At 73.7% G+C, this 23,763-nt stretch carries 16 protein-coding genes and 1 pseudogene; 11 read left to right on the forward strand and 6 right to left on the reverse strand.

Annotated elements, in window-relative coordinates; genetic code table 11:
• Positions 1–10 precede the first annotated feature (10 nt).
• Positions 11–427 carry a hypothetical protein gene (locus tag CK485_RS26645; RefSeq protein WP_146214591.1) on the forward strand — a complete coding sequence of 139 codons (417 nt, stop codon included), beginning with the start codon at positions 11–13 and terminating at the stop codon, positions 425–427.
• 230 nt (positions 428–657) lie between these two features.
• Here the strand turns inward: CK485_RS26645 and CK485_RS26650 are convergent, their stop codons facing one another.
• Positions 658–3,138: a glycoside hydrolase family 15 protein gene (locus CK485_RS26650; protein WP_109454498.1), complete on the reverse strand. Its 2,481-nt coding sequence runs from the start codon at positions 3,136–3,138 to the stop codon at positions 658–660.
• 223 nt (positions 3,139–3,361) lie between these two features.
• Between CK485_RS26650 and CK485_RS26655 the strand changes: the two genes are divergently transcribed.
• Positions 3,362–4,174 (forward strand): SAM-dependent methyltransferase, encoded by an 813-nt coding sequence (locus tag CK485_RS26655; protein ID WP_109454499.1) that lies wholly within the window; start codon positions 3,362–3,364, stop codon positions 4,172–4,174.
• Positions 4,175–4,204: 30 nt separating this feature from the next.
• Here the strand turns inward: CK485_RS26655 and CK485_RS26660 are convergent, their stop codons facing one another.
• Entirely contained in the window at positions 4,205–6,262 is a 2,058-nt protein-coding gene (locus CK485_RS26660) for a SpoIIE family protein phosphatase (RefSeq protein WP_199239559.1), read from the reverse strand.
• 435 nt (positions 6,263–6,697) lie between these two features.
• On the opposite strand from CK485_RS26660, the gene CK485_RS26665 reads away from it, so the two are divergent.
• The 3 genes from CK485_RS26665 to CK485_RS26675 all read left to right on the forward strand — a co-directional run bounded on the left by CK485_RS26665 (position 6,698) and on the right by CK485_RS26675 (position 9,111).
• Positions 6,698–7,426, forward strand: coding sequence for a 3-keto-5-aminohexanoate cleavage protein (locus tag CK485_RS26665; protein ID WP_109454501.1), 729 nt, complete (start codon positions 6,698–6,700; stop codon positions 7,424–7,426).
• Between the two features lie 51 nt (positions 7,427–7,477).
• Positions 7,478–8,488 (forward strand): PHP domain-containing protein, encoded by a 1,011-nt coding sequence (locus CK485_RS26670; protein WP_109454502.1) that lies wholly within the window; start codon positions 7,478–7,480, stop codon positions 8,486–8,488.
• A gap of 116 nt (positions 8,489–8,604) precedes the next feature.
• A complete protein-coding gene (locus CK485_RS26675) occupies positions 8,605–9,111 on the forward strand; it encodes a methylated-DNA--[protein]-cysteine S-methyltransferase (RefSeq protein WP_109454503.1) in 507 nt (168 codons plus the stop codon).
• A 42-nt stretch (positions 9,112–9,153) separates the two neighbouring features.
• Here the strand turns inward: CK485_RS26675 and CK485_RS26680 are convergent, their stop codons facing one another.
• The 3 genes and pseudogenes from CK485_RS26680 to CK485_RS26690 all read right to left on the reverse strand — a co-directional run.
• Positions 9,154–10,680: an APC family permease gene (locus tag CK485_RS26680; protein ID WP_241968665.1), complete on the reverse strand. Its 1,527-nt coding sequence runs from the start codon at positions 10,678–10,680 to the stop codon at positions 9,154–9,156.
• 342 nt (positions 10,681–11,022) lie between these two features.
• Positions 11,023–11,958 (reverse strand): L,D-transpeptidase family protein, encoded by a 936-nt coding sequence (locus tag CK485_RS26685; RefSeq protein ID WP_342673505.1) that lies wholly within the window; start codon positions 11,956–11,958, stop codon positions 11,023–11,025.
• A 52-nt stretch (positions 11,959–12,010) separates the two neighbouring features.
• Positions 12,011–13,168: pseudogene (locus tag CK485_RS26690) on the reverse strand (ATP-binding SpoIIE family protein phosphatase); the annotation flags it as partial.
• A 495-nt stretch (positions 13,169–13,663) separates the two neighbouring features.
• Here CK485_RS26690 and CK485_RS26695 point away from each other — a divergent pair.
• Both CK485_RS26695 and polX read left to right on the forward strand, forming a co-directional pair.
• Positions 13,664–14,320, forward strand: coding sequence for a phosphoribosyltransferase family protein (locus CK485_RS26695; RefSeq protein ID WP_109454506.1), 657 nt, complete (start codon positions 13,664–13,666; stop codon positions 14,318–14,320).
• Positions 14,321–14,388: 68 nt separating this feature from the next.
• Positions 14,389–16,128 carry a DNA polymerase/3'-5' exonuclease PolX gene (gene polX, locus CK485_RS26700; RefSeq protein WP_109454507.1) on the forward strand — a complete coding sequence of 580 codons (1,740 nt, stop codon included), beginning with the start codon at positions 14,389–14,391 and terminating at the stop codon, positions 16,126–16,128.
• On the opposite strand, the gene CK485_RS26705 is transcribed toward polX, so the two are convergent.
• On the reverse strand, positions 16,125–17,954 hold the full coding sequence (locus CK485_RS26705) for a glycoside hydrolase family 15 protein (RefSeq protein WP_109454508.1): 1,830 nt from the start codon (positions 17,952–17,954) through the stop codon (positions 16,125–16,127). The two genes, polX and CK485_RS26705, sit on opposite strands and share 4 nt — an antisense overlap.
• Positions 17,955–18,178: 224 nt before the next feature.
• Here CK485_RS26705 and CK485_RS26710 point away from each other — a divergent pair, with 224 nt between their 5' ends.
• From CK485_RS26710 to CK485_RS26725, 4 genes are all read left to right on the forward strand, one after another.
• The gene (locus tag CK485_RS26710) at positions 18,179–18,985 is read left to right on the forward strand and encodes an SAM-dependent methyltransferase (protein WP_109454509.1); all 807 of its coding nucleotides are present in this window, start codon (positions 18,179–18,181) and stop codon (positions 18,983–18,985) included.
• Complete coding sequence (locus CK485_RS26715) at positions 18,982–21,123, forward strand: EAL domain-containing protein (RefSeq protein ID WP_109454510.1); 2,142 nt, start codon at positions 18,982–18,984, stop codon at positions 21,121–21,123. The genes CK485_RS26710 and CK485_RS26715 overlap by 4 nt, the downstream gene beginning before the upstream one ends.
• A gap of 438 nt (positions 21,124–21,561) precedes the next feature.
• Positions 21,562–22,392, forward strand: coding sequence for a glycosyltransferase family 2 protein (locus CK485_RS26720; RefSeq protein ID WP_109454511.1), 831 nt, complete (start codon positions 21,562–21,564; stop codon positions 22,390–22,392).
• Entirely contained in the window at positions 22,389–23,759 is a 1,371-nt protein-coding gene (locus tag CK485_RS26725; RefSeq protein ID WP_109454512.1) for a glycosyltransferase, read from the forward strand. Before CK485_RS26720 ends, CK485_RS26725 begins: the two co-directional genes overlap by 4 nt.
• The last annotated feature ends 4 nt before the right edge of the window (positions 23,760–23,763 follow it).

The raw sequence follows: 23,763 nt of genomic DNA on the forward strand, positions 1-23,763 counted from the left end.
GAGTTCCGCCATGCCCAGTCACACTTCGGCGCTCCGACACCAGGGGGCTCGTGCGTCGGCGCGGCCCGCTTCCGGCCGTTCCATGGCCTCCTGGGCGGTTCCGGCCTCCCTGGCCGTGGTCTACATGCTGTACACGGTCTTCCTGGCCGGGAACAACGGCTACACCGGTGGCCAGGGCTGGTTGATGGGCTTCATCTCCGCGATCGTCGTCTTCGCGCTGTGCTTCGCGATCGGGCGGCTCCAGCACCGGGTGCAGCCGGAGACGGCCTCGGCGCTGTACGCGGTCGTCTTCGGCTGCGCGATGGGCTGGCTGCTCAGCCTGAGCGGCCAGACCTGGCTCAAGGCGGGTCTCCTCGGCCTGGCCCTGGCGATCTCGATGGGGGTGGCGATCTTCTACATCGACCACTCGCACCGGCGCGCCGTCTGACCGGGGCGCGGCGCCCCGGATCCGGTCAGGACCATGTCGGCCCCGGCCGCCGCGCAGCACCCGGTCGAGGACGGAATCCCAGTGCTGACGACACCGTCGGCGTGCGTGCGCCGGACGGCCGGACGGGACGGCGCCCCGGTGATGGCATGGCCGGACGGCAGGCGCGCAAGGGGTCGGGGACGGAGTCGGCACCGCCCGGCCCGTTCACGGACCGGGCGGTGCCGACTCCCTTACCGCCAGGTGTCGTTGAGCGTGACGGATCCGGAAGCGCCCGTGGTGTACGAGCGGTTGGGGTCGCTCTCCCAGGTGATCGAGCCGTCCGGGTTCTTCTTGATGTACTTGTACTGGAACGCGGTGTTCGCCGGCAGACTCACCGTCCCGCTCCACACCGGGTAGCCGGCCGAGGACAGCGGCACGGCGGCGCCGGTGTTCCAGTCGCCGAGCGCGGGGATCGAGCCGACGACGTAGATGTTCTGCCCCCAGGTGGTGGTGGCGTTCTCGTCGAAGGTGACGGCGACCTGGGCGGTGGGGTTGCCGTTCGCGTAGCGCTGGGCCACGATCGCCGGGGTCTCCACCGTCTTGCCCGCCGAGATGTCGATCGCCAGGCGCACGTACTGCGCCATCGCCCACATCAGCGGGGTGGCGGAGTTGTCCGGCTTGCCCTGGGTGAAGCCGTCGGCGCTCGCGGTCGGCCATATCTGCTCGGAGATCTGGTAGCCGTCGTTCGCGGCGTTTGCCATGCTGGAGAGCATCGCCTTGGCGTCGGTCGCGTCGCCGGTCTGCACGTCGTACTCGCCGCGTTCACCGCTGAGCACCGGCCACACCCGGCCGATGCCCTGGCCGGTGTAGTCGCCGCCGGTCGAGGTCTCGCCGTAGCCGTCGTGGTTGTAGCGGCCCCAGTAGGTGCCCTCGCCGGGGATGGTGGTCTTGATGGTGGCGTCCACGGCCGCCAGCGAGTTGGTGATCCGGGAGGAGTCGGCGGGCTTCACGCCCAGCCGGGACAGCTCCAGGAACCCGGCGTCCACGATGGAGCGCTCGTCGTAACCCCCTCCGCCGTTGGCGATGTTGACGGTGTCGCCGTTGTCCGGGTTGCCGTTGGGCGTGATGCGCACGTAGTACGAGCCGCCCGCGAGGGAGCCGGTGGTCGTGTAGGTGTCGGTGTCCACGGCGGCCTGGATGGAGTCGGCCTTGGCGAGGTAGATCGTGGCCTTGGCGGACGCGCCGTTGGCGGTGGCGATGTTCGCGGCGCAGACCAGGCCCGCGACCTCCGCGGCCATGGTGGAGGGCGAGTAGCCGCCGTTCTCCTCCCAGCGCTCCTCACCGGTTGCGGGGCCGTTGGCGACGAGGTAGTCGGCGAGCAGCTGGACCTTCGACCAGGTGGCGGCGTCGGACCTGCCGAGCTGGTAGGCGAGGACGATGGGGAAGGCGACCTGGTCCTCCTGGACGCCGCCCCACTCCTGGGTGCCGTCCAGCCAGCTGTTCTGCTTGACGTAGCCGGTGGAGGTCTCCTCGTACTGGAAGATGTAGTTCAGCGCGTCGTTGGCGTCCGTGCTGTCGCCCGCGGCCAGCAGCGCGGTCGCCATCTGGTACTCGTCGCGTGTCCACACCAGGTGGTAGCCGTGCTGTCCCGCGCTGTCGGCGCTGACGCTCGCACCCCACGGCGTGACGGGCGCGGCGACGAAGCCTCCGGTGTACGTCTTGTCCTCGTCGGCCTTGACCTCCATCAAGGAGACCTCGTACTGCTCCTTGAGCTTGGGATCGCCGGTGACGGAGGACGGCGGGGCGTGCAGCCCGGACTGCCAGCTGTGCCAGCCGGAGCGGAAGGCGCTCTCGGCGGCGGAGAAGCCCGCGTTCAGCGAGGCGGTGGCGGCGGAGACCGCGGCGCTCTGGCTGGTGTCGAAGGCGAGCGCGAGCGTGAAGGTGGTCGTGCCGCCGGAGGCCACCGGGATGCGCGCGGTCTGCGTGATGTGCCCGGCGCTGGTCGCCGACTGGCCTGCCGTGGTCAGTTGATGACTGGCCGTCAGTTCCTGTGCGCCGTCGCCGGAGGTTCCCGCGTAACCGGTGGAGGTCTGGGTGAAGCCGGTGGAGGCGGCGAGCGCGCTCGACACACCGTTGCCGGAGGCGGTCAGGTCGCCCGAGGCGCTGTCGGTGCCACCGGTGTTGCCCATGCCGTCGTTGCCGAGCGCCGGGTCGTACTGCGCGTACAGCGACAGCGGGGAGGAGGAGAGGTTGTCGAAGGTGGTCCTGACCAGGATCACCGAGCGGGCCGGGTCGGCCACGTAGGTCTTGGTGATCGTGTAGGCGCCGTTCTTCGCGGTGTTGGTCTGCGTCCACTCCAGCGAGGTGGGGTCGGCCAGCGCGATGGCGTGGCTGGTGTCGGACACCTCGTCACCGGTGAAGGTGGAGCCGTCGGTGACGTAGTACTGGAGGCCGAACGTGTCGGGGTTGTCCGGCCGGGGGTAGAAGGCGTTCTCCAGTTCGCCGTCACCGACGGTGTACCAGACCTTGGAGGCGGTCGCGTTGCCGGACACCGCGTCGGCGAAGCCCTGAACGCTGGGTTCGTTCCAGTACGCGTCGGCGCCCGGCGCGCCGGGGGCGGAGGCCGCGGCGGCGGGTGCCGACGAGGCCACGAGGGCGGCGGCGGCCACACTGACCGCCGCCGTGAACAGGGATGTCGCGCGACGCCATTGCCGCGTCCCGTGTGTGGACATGGAGGGGTAAGCCATCCTCTCGGTCGCCGTGCTCGGCGGGGCTGCGGGCGTGAGCGTGCTCCGGCGGCGACCAACTGTCAAGGCTTGAAGCGAACATCACCCTGCGGCGAGGTCATGCGTTCACGAGATGGAGACAAGGGTCGGGGCCGCCGAGTGGTACCGGCCGGGCCGCCCCGGCTCCTATGATTGCGCCGTACAACACCGCGAGTCGAAGGGGCAGTTGATGGCTGACGAGCATTCAGAGGTGGACCAGACCCGGCCGAGCATCGCTCGCGTCTACGACTACCTGCTGGGCGGCAAGGACAACTACGCCGTCGACCGGGTGATCGGCGACCGCTTCAAGTACGACCTGCCGGGATCGGTGGCGATCGCGCACGCCAACCGCCAGGCGCTGGTTCGCGGAGTGCGGACCATCGCCCTGGAGACCGGGGTGCGGCAGTTCATCGACATGGGAAGTGGTCTGCCCACCGCCGACAACGTCCACCAGGTCGCCCAGCGGCACGCCCCCGGCTCTCGCGTGGTGTACGTCGACAGCGACCCGATCGTGCTCGCCCACGGCCGCGCGCTGCTGGTGCAGAACGACGACACCCGGGTCATCCGCGGCGACATCCGCGACTACGAGGCCATCCGCCACAACCCGGAGACCACCAAGCTCATCGACTTCGACCAGCCGGTCGCCGTCGTCCTCAGCGCCGTGCTGCACCACCTCAACGACGACGAGAACCCGAACGAGGTGGTCGCGTACTGGCGGGAGCAGGTGGTGCCGGGCAGTTACGTCTTCATCAGCCACTTCCGCAGCGGCCACAACGAGGAGACCGCCGAGGCGGAGCGGCTGCTCCAGGAGACCTTCGGGCGCGGCCGGTGGCGCACCGACGAGGAGATCAGGGACCTGTTCGACGGGTTCGAGCTGCTGCCCCCCGGCGTCGTGCAGGCGTCCCACTGGCGCCCCGACGAGGAGGCGGACATCCCGCGGATCGGCCAGGAGGCCTCCGTGTGGGAGCAGTTGATCGCGGCGGGACTCGCGGTCAAGCGGTAACGCCGCCGGGTGGTCACGCGGTAACCGGCGCTATTCCTGCGGCAGTCGTTCCATCCGGGAGACCAGCAGCGCCACGTCGTCCGGGTCCGCCGCGTGGCGCAGGCTGTGCAGCAGCACGTCGCAGGTGTCCTGGAGCGGGCGCCGCGGCCGGTCCAGCAGCCGCAGCAGTTCCGCGAGGCGGTCGTCGAGCGGCTGGTCGCGGGTCTCCACCAGCCCGTCGGTGTAGAGCACCAGCTGGTCGCCGGGGGCGAGTTGGAGTTCGACCGACTCGAACGGGACGCCGCCCACGCCCAGCGGCGCGCCGGTGGGCAGCTCCAGCAGCTCCGGGGGGCGTCCCGGCCGGGCCAGCACGGGCGGCAGATGGCCCGCGTTGGCGATGTGGCAGCACATGGTCCGCGGGTCGTAGACGGCGTAGACGCAGGTCGCGATGGGGCGTTCGAGGCCGTCGGTGATGCGGTCGAGGTGGGTGAGGACGGCGGCGGGCTCCAGGTCGAGTTCGGCCAGGGTCCTGGTGGCGGTGCGCACCTGGCCCATCGTGGCGGCGGCGCCGATGCCGCTGCCCATCACGTCGCCGACGACCAGCGCCGTGCGGTCCCCGGACAGCGAGATGACGTCGAACCAGTCGCCGCCGACCTGGCTCGGTCCCTGCGCGGGCTCGTAGCGGTAGGCGATCTCCAGGCCGGGCCGGTCCGGCGGCTGGTGCGGCAGCAGGTGCCGCTGGAGGGTCAGCGCGGCCTGCCGCTGGCTCTGGTACCAGCGGGCGTTGTCGATGCAGACGGCGGCCCGGGCCGCGAGTTCGCACGCGAGCGCGACGTCATCACTGGTGAACGGCAGCGGGTTGCGGGCCCGCTTCAGGTCGAGCGCGCCCAGCACCTCGCCGCGCGCGATCAGCGGCACCGCCAGGTAGGAGTGCACGCCCGCCTGCTCCAGCAGCGCCACCGCGTCCGCGTCGCGGGCGATGCGCCGCAGGTCCGCATCGGTCACCTGCGACACGAGCACCGGCCGGCCGGTCTTGGCGCACCGGGTCACCAGCCGGTCGGGACCGTACTTGGCGACCTCGCCCGGAGGGTCGGCGGCGCGCACGGCGAGGGTGGGGTGCGCGGCGGCCACCGCCAGCGCCCGGAAGACGGTGGCCTCGCCCTCCTCGGTGGCGTTCACCGCGAAGGTGCGCTGCCCGCCCAGGACGGTGTCCAGCACGTCCACCGCGGCCACGTCCGCGAGCGCGGGCACGCACAGGTCGGCGAGTTCGTGGGCGGTGCGGTCCAGATCCAGGGTGGTCCCGACGCGCTTGGAGGCGTCGGCGATCAGCGCGAGCCGCTGCCGGGCCTGGGCCGCCTCGGTGGCCGCCCGGTGCCGTTCGCTGACGTCGATGACGGAGGTGGCGAGGCCCAGGACGCGGCCGGTGGAGTCCTCCAGCCGGTAGTACGACACCGACCAGGCGCGGTCGCCGCCCGACGCCTCCGGGTCCATCCGGCCGACCGCGTACTGGTCCAGCAGCGGTGTGCCGGTGGCCAGGACGTGGCGCATCGCGGCCTCGATCGAGTCGACGTCCAGCCCGGAGAGCACCTCGCGCACGTGGCGACCGACGTGTGCCTCGGCGGGCTTGCCGTTGATGCGTTCCAGGGCCGGGTTGACGGTGACGTACCGCAGGTCGGTGTCGAGGACGGCGAGCCCGATCGGGGACTGGGAGACCAGCCGGACCGACAGCGCGAGGTCGGTCTCCACCTGGCGGACGGTGACCTCGGCGGCGGCCAGGCCCAGGGCGTAGCGGCGGCCGCCGGCGTCCTCCAGGCGCATGTTGCGGAACTCGGCGAAGCGGGTGCTGCCGTCCTTGTGGCGGATCGGGAAGACGCCGGCCCAGCTGCCGCTGCCGCCCATCACACGTTCGAACAGGCCGATGGCGAGCTGAAGGTGTTCCTCGCCGACCATGATCTTCCCGGCGAACTGGCCCAGCGCCTCCTGGGCGGTGTAGCCGAACAGGTCCTCTGCCTGCGGGCTCCACAGCTCGATCCGCCCGTCGGCGTCCAGCACGACCGCGGCGACGCCCAGGACGTCGAGCAGTCCTCCGGGTGCGTCGGTGCCGAGCAGCGGGGCCTCGGGGCTCGCGAGCGCTCCGGAGGCCGGGGGCCGTCCGCGGCCGGGCGGCGGGTTGTCGTCGCCCTCCCGGCCGGTCCGGAGCGGTTCGGTGGCACCCAATGTCCCAGGACCCCCATCCGTCTGCGGCGACGCCTGCGCGGATCGGCACGGACCGGCCCGGTCCGAACCGGTCGTCCCCCTCTCGGTCGCGCGGACGCGGGTGGGCCGGCGGGCCGGCGTGGCCCGCCGCCTCCCATGGTGCTCCGCGCCACGCCCGGACGCAGCCCGGGCGATCGGTAAATTCTGCGCATGGTGACCGTCCTGGTCAACGGTCCGTCCGGGGCGGGCCACCGCGCGCCGGACGGGCCGGGGGCCGCCGGGCCGCGCGCAGGCGTTCGTCCCCGCGCGCACTCGCAGCGCGTCGGGGCGCCTGGCATCGTCTGAGGCATGTTGCAGGTGTGTCTGAACGGTGCCCGTACCCGGGGCGACTTGCGGCGGCTGCCGGTGTCGGCGGACGAGCTGGCCGCGCAGGCCGCGCGGGCCGTCGCGGCGGGGGCCCGGGACGTCCACCTCCACCCGAAGGACGAGGACGGCGCCGACTCGCTCCAGCCGCGCGACGTGGCCCGGGCGGTCGAGGCGGTCCGGCGCGCCGTGCCCGAGGGCGTGCCGGTCGGCGTCACCACGGGCGCGTGGGCGGTACCGCAGCCGCAGGAGCGGGCGGCCCTGGTGCGGTCGTGGACCGTGCTGCCCGACCACGCCTCGGTCAACTGGCACGAGGACGGCGCGGAGCCGGTCGCGCGGGCCCTGCTGGAGCGCGGCGTGGGCGTCGAGGCGGGCGTCTGGTCCGGCGGCGACGCGGCCGATCGCTTCCTGCGCTCGCCGCTGGCCGGCCAGGTGCTGCGGGTGCTGGCCGAAGTCGTCGACACCGATCCGCGGACCGCGCCGCAGACCGCTTCGGCCCTGGTGTCGAAGCTCGCGGCGGCCGTCGCGGCGCCGATCCTGCTGCACGGTGAGGGGGCGGGCGCCTGGCCGGTGCTGCGGCTGGCGGTGCGCATGGAGCTGGACACCCGGATCGGCCTGGAGGACGTCCTCGAACTGCCCGACGGGTCGGTGGCCAAGGACAACGCGGCGCTGGTGGCGGCGGCCCGCGACCTGATCCGCACCGGGGGCCGCTAGCCCGGCTCCCGCGCGTCCTCGCCTGTCCTGCGGCACCCTGGGGGGATGGGCATGGACCCCGTCGACGCGCTGGACCGGATCGCCTTCCTGCTGGAGCGGGGGCAGGCGGCCACGTACCGCGTGAAGGCGTTCCGTACGGCGGCCAGGGCCGTGGCGGGCATCCCGCGCGACACCCTGCGCCGGCAGGCCGAAGTGGGAACACTGGCCGCGATGGAGGGGCTGGGGCCGAAGACGTCGCATGTCGTGGCGGAGGCGCTGGCCGGGCAGACGCCCGGCTATCTCGCCCGGCTGGAGGCCGACGCCGCCGAGCCCCTGACCGAGGACGGCCAGCGGCTGCGAGAGGCGCTGCGCGGCGACTGCCACACGCACTCCGACTGGTCGGACGGTGGCAGCCCGGTCGAGACGATGGCCCGGGCCGCGGCCACCGAGATCGGCCACGAGTGGACCGTGCTGACCGACCACTCCCCCAGGCTGACGGTGGCGAACGGGCTGTCCTCCGCGCGGCTGCGCGAGCAGCTCGCCGTGGTGGCCGAGGTGAACGAGAAGCTGGCGCCGTTCCGGCTGCTCACCGGCATCGAGTGCGACATCCTCGACGACGGCTCCCTGGACCAGGACCCCGACCTTCTCGCCGAGCTGGACGTGGTGGTCGCCTCGGCCCACTCCAAGCTGCGGATGGACCCGCCCGCGATGACCCGGCGGCTGGTCAGGGCGGTCAGCGATCCGCTGGTCGACGTGCTGGGGCACTGCACCGGGAGGCTGGTCACCGGCCGCGGCCGTCCCCCGTCCCGCTTCGACGCCGCCGAGGTCTTCGCCGCCTGCGCCGAGCACGGCACGGCCGTCGAGATCAACAGCCGTCCCGACCGGCTCGACCCGCCCCGCGCGCTCCTGCGTCAGGCGCTCGATGCGGGTGTGCTGTTCGCCGTCGACAGCGACGCCCACGCTCCCGGCCAGCTGGACTGGCAGGTCTTCGGCTGCGCCCGGGCAGAGGAGTGCGGGGTGCCGGCCGAACGCGTCGTGACCACGTGGGACGTCGACCGGCTGCTCGCCTGGACCGCCGCCTGACGCCACGCCGGCACCCGCGGACGCCAGGTCCGATTTCCGCCGGCGACGACCCCGCGCCGCCCGCAGGATGGTGAGTGCGGCACAGTGGACCACCTAGGACGGAAGAGGGACCTGCCATGACGGTCTGCACGACCATCGACAGCCCACTGGGCGAACTGACGCTGGTGGGCGAGGAGTCCGCGACCACGCGCGGCGGCGTCGCCGTCGCCTCGCTCTCCTTCGCAGGCCGCGCCCTCGCCCCGCCCGCCCACGCGCGGCGCGACGCCGGGGCGCTGGCGGAGCCGGCGCGTCAGCTGGCCGAGTACTTCCGCGGCGAGCGCCGCGTCTTCGACCTGGAGTACGCGGTGACCGGCACCGCGTTCCGCCAGCGGGTGTGGCGGGCGCTGGAGGAGATCCCGTACGGCACCACGGTGACGTACGGCGAGATCGCCGAGCGGATCGGCGCGCCGCGTGCGGCGGTGCGGTCCGTGGGCGCCGCGTGCGGCGCCAACCCGCTGCTGGTGCTGCGCCCGTGCCACCGCGTGATCGGCGCCGGCGGAGCGCTCACCGGGTACGCGGCCGGGCTGGAGCGCAAGGAGTGGCTGCTCACGCACGAGGGCGCGCTCCAGCCGGTCCTGGCCTGACCGAACGCGCGCCCGCCGCCTGAACGGGCCGGATCAGCCGGATCAGGCCGGTTCGGCCGGCGCCGAGCCGGCGAGGTGCCGTACGCCGGAGCGCACCGCCCACCAGAAGACGGCGATCGCGACGACGGCGACGGTCAGGGAGTCGTACGGGGCGGGAAGGCGGTCGGAGCCCTTGAAGCTGCCCAGCCAGGACAGCAGGGTGAGCACCGCGAGGTAGGCCACCAGCCAGGCGCCGTCGCGCAGTTCGTCGCCGAGGGATCGCGCGCCGGTCGCCGGGTCGCGGCGCAGCAGCAGGAAGAGCGGCAGCCCGGCGAGCACCAGGGGCAGCGCGAGCCGCAGGTCGTGCCAGCCGGACCAGTAGACGAACTCGCTCGCGATCACGAAGCTCACCGGCGCGATCCAGCGCAGGCCCGGCACCCAGCCGGTCGTGCGGGCGCCGGGCGCGGCGCGGAAGACGCCGGCGGCCACGGCGGAGGCGCCGTAGATCAGCAGGTACATGTCGCCCATGACGCTGACGATGTTCTGCCAGCCGCCGAACGGCAGGAGGAACACCACGATGACGGCGAGGTTGAGGGCGAGCGCGCGGTGCGGGATGCCGCGGTGCGGGTCCACCCGCATCACGGGACGCGGCAGCAGCCCGTTCTTGGCCAGCGCGTAGGTGTGCCGGGCGTCGATGGCCACGCCCACGTAGGCGGACCCGCCCGGGGACAGGACGGCGTCGGCGTACAGCAGGCTGGAGAGCCACTGGAGGTTGAGCAGCAGCGCGAGCTGGCCGAAGGGCGAGTCGAAGTCGACGCCCTTCCAGCCGTGCCCGAGCAGCGAGTCGGGGACGGTGAACAGGAAGGCCAGTTGCAGCGCCAGGTACATCAGCACCGCCAGGACGATGCCGGCCAGCACCGAGGCGGGCACGGTGCGGCGCGGGTTGCGGGCCTCGCCGGAGAAGTCCAGTGGCGCCTGGAACCCGTTGACGGAGTAGACGATGCCGCCGCCGGCCAGGGCGCTCAGGCAGGCGGCGTAGCCGTAGGGCGCGAAGCCGCCGTGCGCGGTGAGCCGTCCGGAGTGGAATCCGGAGGCGAACAGCGCGACGACGGTGACGAGCGGCACCACGATCTTGAAGACCGACACGACGTTGTTGAGCCGGGCGAAGACGCGCACCGCGAACCAGTTGAGACCGGTCAGCACGATGCTGAGGCCGAGCGCGACACCGAGGCCGGCGGCGGTCAGGGTATGGCCGTCGTAGACCCAGGGCAGGTAGTGCGCCGCGTACTGCATGATCGCGCTGATCTCCGCCGCGGTGCCGCCCACGGACAGCAGCACCGACCAGCCGATCATCGTGCCGACGAGCCGTCCGCTGGCGTACAGCGGCCAGCGCGCGGTGCCGCCGCCCTCCGGCCGGGACGCGCCGAGTTCGACCATGACGAGTGCCACCAGCGCGCACAGCACACCCGCGCCGATCCACGACAACAGCGCGGCCGGGCCCGCGGTCTGCGCCGCGTACAGGGCGGCGAACAGCCAGCCGGAGCCGACGATGTTGGAGAAGCCGATGGCCGTCAGGCCCCAGAACCCCAGGTCGTGGCGGAGCCTGCGCTCCTCGGTGTGGACGGCCGCCTGTCGGCCGGGTCGTGGCGACGCGGCGGCGTCGCCCGGCGGTTGGCCCTCCGGCACGCTGCGGCTCCTCGGTTCGGTGTGCGCGCTCCTGTGTCGGCACCAGCCTGCCACCGTGGCGCCCCGCGAGCCGGTCACCACGGCTCGCGGCGGGTGCCGTGTGTGGCGTCCGTCCGCTCCGACGGGGGTCGGCCTCGGCTCGTACGACGGAATGCCCATCAGCCCACGGACGTGGGTCGCGAGCGTGCCGGATGCGGTCGGGCGTTCGGTGGGTGTCCGGTGCGGCGCCGGGTTAACGGTGGCAGGTCAGGCCTGGAGCGAGGCGCGGTCGCCCATGACGATCACCGGATGATCGGCCGGGTTCAGCGTCCTGAGCAGGTCGACCATGTGGGCGCTGGAGAGCGAGACGCAGCCGTGGGTGGGGCCGCCGTGGTCGACGTGCACCCACAGGCCCTGGCCGCGACTGGGCCCGAGCGGGGCGCGGGGGTCGAGCGGCGAGGAGCCGGGGACGCGGTTGTAGTCGATGGCGACGACGTAGTCGAAGGCGCCGGTCAGCGGCTCGCCCTCGAAGCCGGTCCCGCCCGCCTGGAACGCGCTGGAGTGGTCGTAGGGCAGCTTGGTGCCGGGATTGGCCTCCAGGCCGCCCGCCGCGGTGAGGGTGAACACGCCGACGGGGCTGCGCAGGTCGCCCTCGTGGTGGTCGGTGCCCCAGCCGCGCAGCGCGTTGTGCGCGGCCCAGGTGGCGCCGGGCTGCCAGCGTCCGGAGGCGTCGCGCTGCCACAGAACTACCGTGGACGAGGAGGAGTTGGCCGAGGCGCCGGTGACCACGAGCGCCTGGCGGGCGTCGGCGGGGATGCGGGCGCCGAACTTCGGCCCGACACCGGGCAGCAGCGCGGCGCGGCCTGCCGGTTCGATGTCGCGGGCGGTCTGCGGACGCGGGCGCTGCGGCGCTACGGCGGTCGCCTGGACGTGGGTGTGCGGCAGGCCGCGCAGCGCTGCGGTGCCCAGCACGCCGAGGCCGACGCAGGCGAAGGCCGCCACCCGCAGCCTGCGCCCGTTGCCGCCCCTGCGCGGCGCGCGGTGCCGGGCGCGGTGCGCCCCGGGCTGTCTCGGCGCGGGCACCGCCGCACCGGGCGGCGCCGCCGTGCCGGGATGGTCGTCCTCACCCCCGGCGGAGCCGGACGGCGACTGCGAATCGTCCGCGGACAGCGGTTCGCCGACGACAGCGGCTGGTCGGGGCACGTCTCCTCCTTGGCGGTCCGGGTCGGTCCAACACCATAGACGTGCGGACTCGTCAGCTCCGAACCGCGTCCCGGCTGATGCCGTTTGACGAGGGTTCGCGTGAGGCGCCCGTTACACCCGCAAGTGACCGTTCCGCCCATATGGTCTTACCGCCAGAGCCGTAGCGGGTTCCCCAGCGGTCGGTGAGGCAGCCGACCAGGTGCAGTCCGCGACCGCCCTCGTCCATCAGCCGGGGGTGCCGCAGGTGCGGGGAGGTGCTGCTGGCGTCGGAGACCTCGCAGATCAGCGCGTGGTCGTAGATGAGGCGCAGCCGTACCGGGCCGCCGCCGTAGCGCACGGCGTTGGTGACCAGTTCGCTGACGACGAGTTCGGTGGGGAAGAGGGCGTCCGCCAGGTGCCAGCTGTCCAACTGCCGCACGGTGAGCGCCCGGGCGCGGCGTGGGGCCTCGGGCGTGGCGGGGAACTCCCAGCAGGCGACCCTGCGCGGGTCGACCACGCGGGTGCGGGCCAGCAGCAACGCGATGTCGTCGCGGGCGCGGTCCTCGGCCTCGCAGGACGGCAGCGCGGCCAGCACGCCGTCGCACAGGCTCGCCAGCGGCAGGTCGGTGCGCCGCAGCACCCGGGCCATCGCCTCCTGCGCCGCCTCGGGACCGCCGGCGCGCAACGCGAGCAGGCCGTCGGTGTAGAGCGCGAGGAGCGTGCCCTCGGGCAGCGTCAGTTCGGCGCACTCGAAGCCCGTGCCGCCCAGCCCCAGCGGGGGGTTGTCGGGCAGGCGGGGGAAGTCGGCGCGGCCGCCGGGGCGGACGACCGCGGGGGCAGGGTGACCCGCGCGGGCGATGGTGCAGCGGCGGGAGATGGGGTCGTAGACGACGTACAGGCAGCTGGCGCCGATGACGCGGTCCGCCTCTTCGTCGGCCAGCCGGACCACCAAGTCGTCCAGTCTGGCCAGCAGTTCGTCGGGGGCCAGGTCGAGGTCGGCGAGGGTGTGCACGGCGGTGCGCAGCCTGCCCATCGTCGCGGCGGCGTGCACCCCGTGTCCGGCGACGTCGCCGACGACCAGGGCGACCCGGGCGCCGGACAGCGGGACGACGTCGAACCAGTCGCCGCCGACGCCCGCGTCGCCGTCGGCGGGCAGGTAGCGGTGGTGCACCTCGACGGCGCTGGTGGACTTGACGTCGTGCGGCAGCAGGCCGCGTTGCAGGGTGAGCGCCACCGCCCGGCTCTCCGTCAACTCCTGTTCCCGCAGCCGGGCGCGGCTGATCAGCACGCCGATGAGGGCCGCGGCGGCGACGATGCCGAGTTTGACCAGCCACACCGCGGTGCCGCCCGCGGGCACCCGGTAGTGGGTGAGGGCGAAGAAGGCGACACAGGCCCCGCCGACCACCGTGGTGGTGCCGACGTTGTGCACCGCCGCCGACAGCAACGGGACGACGGCGAGCAGCAGGCCGTAGTGACTGTGCGGGTTGGACCCGAAGACCACGAGCACGCAGCCCGCCAGGACCGCGAACGGCGAGATCCACAGGAGGTTCACGCGCCAGTCCCATGCGGCCCCCGACGCGCGCGAAGCGGCGGCCATCTCAAGACCTCCTCTTGCTGTCATCTTACGCCGCATATGAGTACGAAACGGCACGTATCCTCATCCGTGACAGACGTCGTCCGGGACCCGCGCGGTTCCCGGCGGAAGCGGCGGCGGAAGGGGAGCGGCATGCGCTACCGGGACCGGGCGCAGGCGGGACGCGAGCTGGCGGAGCGGCTGCGTCAGGTGCGCGAGCGCGGCGGGCTGCCCGGTGAGGCGGTCGTGCTGGCCCTGCCGCGCGGCGGGGTCCCGGTGGCCGCCGAGGTCGCCCGGGCGCTGGACGCCCCGCTGGACGTGCTGATCGTCCGCAAGATCGGTGCCCCGCAGCACGAGGAGTACGCGATCGGCGCGATCGCGGGCGACGACCCGCCGTACGTCGACGAGGCCGCGGTGGCGGCGCTGCGCCTGGATCCGCGGGAGCTGGACGCACGCGTCGCTGCGGAGCGGGCCGAGGCGCGGCGGCGCGAGGAGTGCTACCGGCGCGGTCGCCCGGCACCGGACCTCACCGGCCGCTCGGTGGTCGTGGTCGACGACGGTCTGGCCACCGGCGCGACGGCCCGGGTGGCGGTGCGCCACGTGCGGGGCGCCCGGCCGCGGCGGCTGGTGCTCGCCGTCCCGGTGGGCGACGCGGGAGCGGTCGACGCGCTGGCCGAGGAGGCCGACGAGGTGGTGTGCGGCTGCCGGCCTCCGCGGTTCACGGCGGTCGGCGAGTGGTACGAGGACTTCCGGCAGCTCACCGACGCCGAGGTGCTGGACGTCCTGGGCGGCCGTCCGCCCGGCGGCTGAGGCCCGGCACGCACCGGACGGCGGCGGTCGTGTGGCCGGGCGGAGCCCCTCGGGCCGAGACTGGACCCATGGCCCGGCCCAACGACGAGGTGGCGGCGGTCCTGCAGGAGTACGCCGACCTGCTCGCCATCACCGGCGGCGACGCCTTCAAGTCCCGTGCCTACGAGAAGGCGGCTCGGGCGCTCGCCGGCCACCCGGCGGACGTCTCGCGGATGGACGTCAAGGCGCTGCGGGCGGTCCCCAACGTCGGCGCGTCGATCGCCGAGAAGGTGGTCGCGTACTTCCGCGACGGTTCCGTCCCGGAGCTGGACAAGGCGAGGAGGAGCGTGCCTGCCGGGGTGCGCGAACTGGTCGCGATCCCGGCGCTGGGCCCGAAGAAGGCCATGACGCTCTACCAGGACCTCGGCATCTCCTCGGTGGACGAGCTGGCCGAGGCGATCCGGTCGGAGCGGTTGCGCGGCCTGAAGGGCTTCGGGCCGAAGACCGAGGAGAACCTCCTGCACGGGATCGCGCTGCTGCGCCAGTCGGGGCAGCGCGTCCCGCTGGGAACGGCGATGGCGGTCGCGGAGGAGGTGGTGGCCGCGCTCACCGCGGTGCCGGGATGCGAGCGGTGCGCGTACGCGGGGTCGCTGCGCAGGATGCGCGAGACGATCGGCGACGTGGACGTGCTGGTCGCGGCCGAGGACTCCGGGCCGTTGATGGAGGCGTTCACCGCCCTGCCGTTCGTCACCGAGATCGTGGCGCACGGCGCCAAGAAGACCTCCGTGCGCACCACCGAGGGGCTCCAGATCGACCTGCGCGTGCTGCCCGCGGACGCCTGGGGCGCCGGAATGGTGTACTTCACCGGCTCCAAGGCGCACAACGTCCACGTCCGGCAGATCGCCGTGCGGCACGGCCTGAAGCTGTCGGAGTACGGCCTGTTCGACACCGAGTCCGGGGAGCGGGTCGCTTCCGCGACCGAGGAGGAGGTCTACGCGCGGCTGGGCCTGCCGTGGATCGCCCCGACGCTGCGCGAGGACCGTGGTGAGGTGGCCGCCGGGCTCGCGGGCGAGCTGCCCGACGTGGTGACGCGGAAGGACCTGCGCGGCGACCTGCACACCCACACCGATCTCACCGACGGCGTGGCCACGCTGGAGGAGATGGTCGTCGCCGCGTCCCGGCTCGGCTACGCCTACTACGCGGTCACCGATCACGCGCCGGACCTGTTCATGCAGCGGATGACCGACGCCAAGATGCTGGCGCAGCGGGAACGGGTGCGGGAGCTGGACGGCCGCCACCGGCGGATGCGGCTGCTGCACGGCACCGAGCTGAACATCGGGCCGGACGGCGCGGTCGACTGGCCGCCGGAGTTCCTGGCCGGATTCGACCTGTGCGTGGCGTCGGTGCACTCGCACTTCACCCTCTCGCGCGACGCGCAGACCCGGCGCCTGCTGCGGGCCTGCGAGAACCCGTACGTCAACGTCATCGGCCATCCGACCGCCCGCCGTCTCGGCAGGCGCTCCGGCATCGACGCCGACCTGGACGCGGTGTTCGCCGCCTGCGCCCGCACCGGCACCGCACTGGAGGTCAACGGCCAGCCGGAACGCCTGGACCTCGGCGACGAGGAGATCCTGCGGGCCAGGCAGCACGGGGTGAAGTTCGCCGTGGACAGCGACGCCCACTCCACGCCCGGGCTGGACTACGTCCGCTACGGCGTCGGCACCGCCCAGCGCGGATGGCTCACCGCCGACGACGTGATCAACACCTGGCCGCTGCGCAGGCTCAGGCGCTTCCTGCGCAAGGAGGGCCGCGAGGAGACCGCGCGCTAGGCGGCGGGAGCCGGACCGGTCGGCGGGGAGGTCGAGGCGAGGGCGAGGGCCGGCTCGGTCAGCGTAAACGCGGTGTTGACCAAGGCGACGTGGGTGAAGGCCTGCGGGGTGTTGCCCAGTTGGCGGCCGGCGGCCGGATCCCACTCCTCCGACAGCAGTCCCACGTCGTTGGCGGAGGCCAGCGCGCGTTCGAACAGCTCGTGCGCCTCGTCGCGCCGCCCGATCGCGGCCAGCGCGTCGGCGAGCCAGAAGGAGCAGGCCAGGAACGCGCCCTCGGCGCCGGGCAGCCCGTCGCAGGCGGTCCCGCCGGAGCGCGCGGGCGGATAGCGGCGCACGAAGCCGCCGTCGTCCAGCTCGTCGCGCACCGCCTCGACGGTGCGCACCACCCTGGGGTCGTCCGGCGGCAGGAAACCGGTCCTGACGACGAACAACGTGGCCGCGTCCAGCTCCCGGCCGCCGTAGTACGCGGTGAAGACGCCGCGCCGCGGGTCGTAGGCGCGGGCGCAGACGTCGGCGTGGATGGCGTCGCGCACCGCGCGCCAGCGGTCGGTGGGCGCGGGCAGTCCGGTGGTCTCGGCCATCCGCACCGCGCGGTCGGCGGCCACCCAGGCCAGCACCTTGGAGTGGGTCCAGTGCCTGCGTTCGCCACGCACCTCCCACAGGCCCTCGTCCGCGTCGGCCCAGTGCGCCTCCAGGTGGCGCATCAGGGTGCGCAGCAGTCCCCAGACCCGGCGTTCCATCGGGACACCGGCGCGCAGCGCGAGGTAGAGGGTGTCGACGACCTCACCGTAGACGTCGAGCTGGAGCTGTCCCACGGCGGCGTTGCCCAGCCGCACCGGCGCGGAACCGCGGTGGCCGGGCAGCCAGTCGGCCACGGTCTCGGGCAGCCGCCGCTCACCGGCGACGCCGTAGACGCTCTGCAGGTCGCCGGGCTCGCCCGCGACCGCCCGTACCAGCCAGTGCCGCCAGGCCTCCGCCTCGTCGCGGAACCCACCGCGCAGCAGGGCGGACAGCGTCATGCTGGAGTCGCGCAGCCAGCAGAAGCGGTAGTCCCAGTTGCGCACCCCGCCGAGGGTCTCGGGCAGCGAGGTGGTGGCCGCGGCGACGATGCCGCCGGTGGGCGCGTAGGCGAGCGCCTTCAGGGTGATCAGCGAGCGCAGGACGGCGCCGCGCCACTCGCCCCGGTAGCGGCACCCCTCGGTCCAGCGGCGCCACTCCCTCAGGGTCTGCTCCAGTTCGCGGTCCGGGTCGACCCGGTGCACGGTACGCAGGTGGGAGGGCTGCCAGGTCAGGACGAACGGCACGCGGTCGCCCGCCCGTACGGTGAACTCAGAGCGGGTGGCGCCGTCGTGCCCGAAGGTGTGCACGCCGGCCGGCACCCGCAGCCAGGCCGAGTCGGGGCCGGCGGTGGCGACGCGGTGGTGCTCGGTGCGCCGCACCCAGGGCGTCACGCGTCCATAGTTGAAGCGCGGGCGCAGGTCGCCGCGCATCCTCACGACGCCGCGCAGGCCTTCGACGATGCGCAGCAGTCGGGGCGCGCGGTCGCGGTGCGGCATGAAGTCGGTGACCCGCACGGCGCCGGTGGCGGTCTGCCAGAAAGTCTCCAGCACCAGGCTGTCGCCCCGGTAGGCGCGGCTCTCGCAGGTGTCCGCGCCGACCGGGGCGAGCCGCCAGCCGCCGTGCCGGTCGTCGCCCAGCAGGGCCGCGAAGCAGGCGGGCGAGTCGAACCTCGGCAGGCACAGCCAGTCCACGCCGCCGTCCCGTCCGACCAGGGCGGCGGTCTGCAGGTCGCCGATCAGGGCGTAGTCCTCGATGCTTCCCGGCATGCCGGCTCCGTCCGGTGCGGTGCGGCTTCGCCGTGCTCCATTCTCCCGCCGGGGCTCCCGGGTTCGCGAGCGGTCCCCGGCGCGATCAGGGCGGTACCCGGGCGGTGCCCCCGGTCGCGGCGGACCAGCGCCGCGCCCGTGCCCGTCCGGTTGCGGCGGGTGGGTGACGGGGGCAGGCTTTCTGTGGCCGAAGGTGGACCTGTCGGCCGAAAAGGGGTGCTCGTATGAAGCGACCGAGGTGGATCCCGGAAGGGACGGACCAGGAGACGCCGAACGTCGCCCGGGTCTACGACTGCTACCTCGGCGGGTCGCACAACTTCGCCGCCGACCGGGACATGGCCCGCAAGGCCGTGGAGCTGTGGCCCGAGCTTCCCAAGATCATGCGCGCCAACCGGGCGTTCCTTCGGCGGGCCGTGCAGTACCTGGCGGAGCAGGGCTTCACCCGCTTCCTGGACATCGGCTCCGGCATCCCGACCTTCGGCGCGGTCCATGAGGTCGCCCGCCGGACCCAGCCGGACGCGCGGGTGGTCTACGTGGACATCGACCCGGTCGCGGTGGCGCACAGCACGCTGATCCTGGAGGGCGACGATCGGGCGGCGGCGATCGAGGCGGACATGCGCGACCCGCGCGCCCTGCTCGCGGATCCGGAGGTGGCGGCCCTGCTGGGGGCCGGCGAGCCGGTGGCGGTGCTGCTGGTGGCGGTGCTCCACTTCGTCAGCGACGAGGAGGACCCGGCCGGTATCGTCCGCGTGCTGCGCGACGCCATGCCGCCGGGCAGCGCGCTGGTGCTCTCCCACGCCTCGTTCGAGGGCCGCCCGGACCAGGCGGGCCCGCACCAGGACCTGTACGCGCGCACCCCGACCCCGTTGACGATGCGGTCCCGGGACGACGTCGTGCGGCTCTTCGACGGCTTCGAGCTGATCGAGCCCGGCGTGGTCTACCTGCCCGAGTGGCGCCCGGAGCGCCCGGAGTCGGTGGGGCCGCACCCCGAGCGCATGACCGGGCTGGCAGGGGTGGGGCGTCTGCCGTGAGTGCCGCATCGACGGCGGACCGCGCCGCCGCGCAGGCCGGATTCGAGGAGGCGTGGGCCCGGTTGCTGCGCGAGGGCCATGGGGCCGCGGTCCATCCGGGCACCCTCGGTCGCCTCGTGGCGCGGACCATCGAGTTGCTGGGGCGGGCGCGCGATGCCGACCCCTTCGACCCGGCACCCGCCGAGGAGGCCGGAGCGCTGCTGGTGGAGGCGCACTTCACCGACTCGGCGGTGCTGTCCCGGGCCGTGGAACTGCTGCTCGGCCACCCGGCGGGCGACCACGCCCCCAAGGTGGCCGGCGCGTTCGCGTCCGGCTGGACCGTTGCCCTGCGCGACCGCACCCTGCGGGAGCAGGAGGCGATCCGGCTCGCCGCCGAGCTGGCCCGCAAGGGCGCGGAGAAGGCGCTGTACGCGTCGGAGGCGAGGTTCCGCGCGGTCTTCGAGAGCGCCGCGATCGGCATCGGCATCGGCGACGTGGACGGCAACATCCTGGCCGTCAACCGGGCGTTGCAGGAGATGTTCGGTGCCCGGCCGCAGGACATGCGGGACCTGCGGGTCCCCGAACTGGTGCATCCGGAGGACACCCCCGGGGTGTGGGAGGCCTACGACGACCTGGTCAACGGCAGGCGCGAGCACTTCCAGTTCGACAAGCCGTACTACCGCCGCGACGGCGGTGTGATCTGGACGCACCTGACGGTCTCGCTGATCCGGGACGAGGAGGGCGTGCCGCGCTACCAGGTGGCGATGCTGGAGGACATCACCGACCGGCACCGGCTCCAGGAGCGGCTGCGCTTCCAGGCGACCCACGACCCGCTGACCGGGCTGCCGAACCGGTCGGAGTTCTTCGAGCGGCTGGAGCGGATCTTCGACTCGCCGGAGCCCGGCGCCCGCTTCGGACTGTGCTCGGTGGACCTCGACGGCTTCAAGGCGATCAACGACAGCCTCGGGCACGAGACCGGCGACCAACTGCTCGCCGCGGTCGCCGAACGGCTCGCCTCGACGGTGGCACCGCTGGGGCACCTGGTGGCCCGGCTCGGCGGCGACGAGTTCGTGGTGCTGCTGGAGAGCTGCCTGGGTCACCAGGAGAGCGTCGCGGTGGCGAAGACGGTGCTGGACGCGCTCTCCCAGCCGTTCCTGATCGGCGATCAGAAGCTCGCGGTGCGCGCGAGCGTCGGCGTGCTGGAGCGGCCGGTCGCGGCGACCACGCCCGGGGCGGCCATGCGCGCCGCCGACCTGACGCTGTACCGGGCGAAGAAGGAGGGGCGGGGGCGCTGGACGCTGTTCGACCCCAAGCGCAACGCGGTGGCGGTCAGCCGGTACGCGATGTCGGTGCGGATGCCGATGGCGCTGGACCGCGGCGAGTTCTTCATCGACTACCAGCCGTTGTGCTCGTTGCGGGACGGTTCGCTGGCCGCGGTCGAGGCGCTGGTGCGCTGGCGCCATCCGGAGCTGGGGGTGCTGGGACCGGACGAGTTCGTGGCGACGGCGGAGGAGACCGGGCTGATCATCCCGCTGGGCCGGTGGGTGCTGGAGCAGGCCTGCGAGCAGGCGGCGCGGTGGGCGCGGCGGTTCGGCTCCGGGGCGCCGAAGATGAACGTGAACCTGGCGGTGCGTCAGGCCAGGAACGCGGCGCTGGTCTCGGACGTCGACCGGGTGCTGCACGGGACCGGTCTCGATCCCTCGGGGCTCCAGCTGGAGATCACCGAGAGCGCGGTGCTGGGGCCGCGTGACCACGCGTTGCAGGCGATGCACGCGCTGGTGGACATGGGCGTGTCGCTGACCGTCGACGACTTCGGCACCGGGTGGTCGAACCTGGCGTACCTGCGCGACCTGCCGGTATCCGGGCTGAAGATCGCCGGATCGTTCATCTCCGACGTGAACGACCGGCCGAGCCCGCGCGACGGCGGGGACGGCGAGCTGCTCGGCTGGCGGATCGTCAGCGGTCTGGTGTCACTGGCGCACACCCTGGGCCTGACGGTGACGGCCGAGGGCGTCGAGACCGCGGCGGACGCCGAGCGGCTGCGCGCGATGGGGTGCGACTGGGCGCAGGGCTGGTACTACGGCCGGCCGACCCGGCCGGAGGAGATCACCCGGCGCATCGCGGAGGGCCCCGGCGATCCCCGCGGGCGGCGCGCCTGAGACGCGCCGCGTCCTTCGTTCGCGACACGCCGCACCTTTTCGTAAACAAACGGCAAAATAGCCGCAAATCAGACAATCTCCCTTGACCTGACTCAACTGCCCTGCCAATGTGGGGGTCCTGGCACCGCGATCGGTACGAACACAAGATCGTATCCTCCGCGAAGAGCACATTCGCCAGCTGTGGTGGTCGACGCATCCCGCGTCCGAGTCCGACAGACGCACCTGCGCGTCCGGGGCGAACCGCCGGGGCCCATCCCCGCCCCCGCCGCCCCGTAGGTCGCACTCCCTTTCCGGTCCGGGGGCCGGCGCACGTCCTCGCGGCGCACGCCGAGCGCCGGCGAACGTCTTCGTCGCCGGCCCGCCCCCCGTCACGTGTCCGGGCCCGCCCGCGCCCGACAGCGGACGGGGCCCGTGAGCCTCCTGTTAGGCAGCCCTCCCATGAGCACGACCCTGCCCTCCGGCGCGATCCAGCGCGCCGCCGACGACGGCCGGCCCCGGCGCCGCGCGAGCGACCGCGTCGACGACCACCAGCCGCTGCGCCGCGCGACCGACGCCGCCCTGATCCGACACACCGTCAGCCTGGTCATCCCCGCCCACAACGAGGCCCGCAACGTGCCGTGGGTCTTCAACCAGATCCCGTCCTGCGTCGACGAGGTGATCCTCGTGGACGGCGGTTCCGAGGACGCCACGGTGCGCATGGCCGCGCACTGCCTGCCGACCGTGCGCAGCATCCAGCAGGACGGCCCGGGCAAGGGCGCCGCGCTGCGCACCGGATTCCGGGCGGCCACCGGCGAGTACGTGGTGATGATGGACGCGGACGGCAGCATGTGGCCGGGCGAGATCCCGCACTACCTGCACTTCCTCGACAACGGCTACGACTTCGTCAAGGGCTCCCGCTTCATCGGGGGCGGCGGTTCGCTCGACCTGACGCGCGTCAGGTCGCTGGGCAACCAGTTGCTGCTCACCGTCGTCAACCGCGTCTACCACGCCACCCTCACCGACCTGTGTTACGGCTTTTGTGCCTTCCGGCGCAGCTTCCTCGGCGAACTCGACCCGCGTTCCGCCGGGTTCGAGATCGAGGCGGAGCTGGTCGCGCACGCGCTGCGCTCCGGCCTGCGGATCGCGGAGGTGCCGAGCCTCGAACTTCCCCGCCGCAGTGGGCGTTCGCATCTGCACGCGGTCTCCGACGGCCGCCGGGTGCTGCGCACCCTGATCGCCGAACGCCCCGGCGCCCGGCGCTCCTCCCCCCTGCGTGCGGGGAAGCGATGACCGGCTCCGGCCGGCGCGTTCCGGCGGCCTGCCCCGGCCTCGCCGCCCGCGACTCGCTCTACACCCCCGCCCACGTCGTGGACGTGGACCTGGAGGCGCCCGGTGAGCCCCGCTCGCCCGGCGGGGCCAGGACCGGCGCGCCGGGCGGGCGCGTGTTGGCGTTGGTGCGGCTGCACGGGCACCCGCTCGGACTGGTCAGCGTCGACGGTGACTTCACGGACACCGCGCGGCTCGGCCTCGCGCTGGCCGACGCCGCCCATCGCCGCCTGGCCGCACCGCTCGCGCCGCGGGTCGTGCGCCGGGCCGCACCGCCGCGACCGCACACCGCATCGGGCGCGCCCGTCCCGGCGGCGCCCACCGTCAGCGTGGTCGTCGCCACCCACGACCGGCCCTGGATGCTGCGCCGGTGCCTGGACACGCTGCTGCGCTGCGACCATCCCTCGTACGAGGTGATCGTGGTCGACAACGCCCCGTCCGGCGACGCCACCCGGCGGCTGGTCGAAGGGAGGTACCGGGGCCGGGTGCGCTATCTGACCGAACCGGTGCCGGGCCTCGGCCGCGCTCACAACCGCGGTCTCGCGGTGGCCCGCGGCCGGATCTGCGCCTTCACCGACGACGACACCCTGGCCGACCCCGGCTGGCTGTCCGCGCTCCAGGACGCCTTCGACGACCCGGCGCACCGCGAGGCCGACGGCGGCGGGCCGGGCTGCGTGACCGGACTGATCCTGCCCGCCGAGCTGGAGACGCCCGCGCAGTCCGCGCTGGAACGGCACGGCGGCTTCGGCAAGGGCTTCGTCCCGCGCGCCTGGTCGCTGCGGGACCCGCCGCCCGACCCGCTCTTCCCGTTCACCGCCGGGCGGTTCGGCTCCGGCGCCAACATGGCGTTCCGCACCGACGTCCTGCGGTCCCTCGGCGGCTTCGACCCCTCGACCGGAACCGGGACACCCGCCCGCGGCGGCGACGACCTCCTGGCGTTCTTCCAGGTGATCGTCGCCGGGCGCCGCGTCGTCTACCAGCCGGACGCGGTCGTCTGGCACCGGCACCGGCGCACCGACGACGCCCTGGCCTCCCAGGCGTTCGGCTACGGCGCCGGGTTCGGCGCGTTCCTGGCCGCGGCGATCCGGCACCGCCCCGGCGCGCTGCCCGGTCTGCTGCGCCGCCTGCCGCGCGGCGTCGCCCACGCGGCGGCCAGGGCACGGGCGCGTTCCGCGCAGGCCGGCCCGCTGCCGGGCCCGGCGGACGCCGCGGTGCTGACCCGCCTGGAACTGCGCGGGCTGCTGTACGGGCCGTTCGGCTACCTGCGCAGCGTGCTCGCCGCCCGCCGCGCCGACCGTCTCCCCCGCTCCGCGGACCCGGCCGGGCCGTGATGCC

Origin of the sequence: Streptomyces sp. ICBB 8177 (assembly GCF_003144095.1) — a bacterium.
Lineage (GTDB): Bacteria > Actinomycetota > Actinomycetes > Streptomycetales > Streptomycetaceae > Streptantibioticus_D.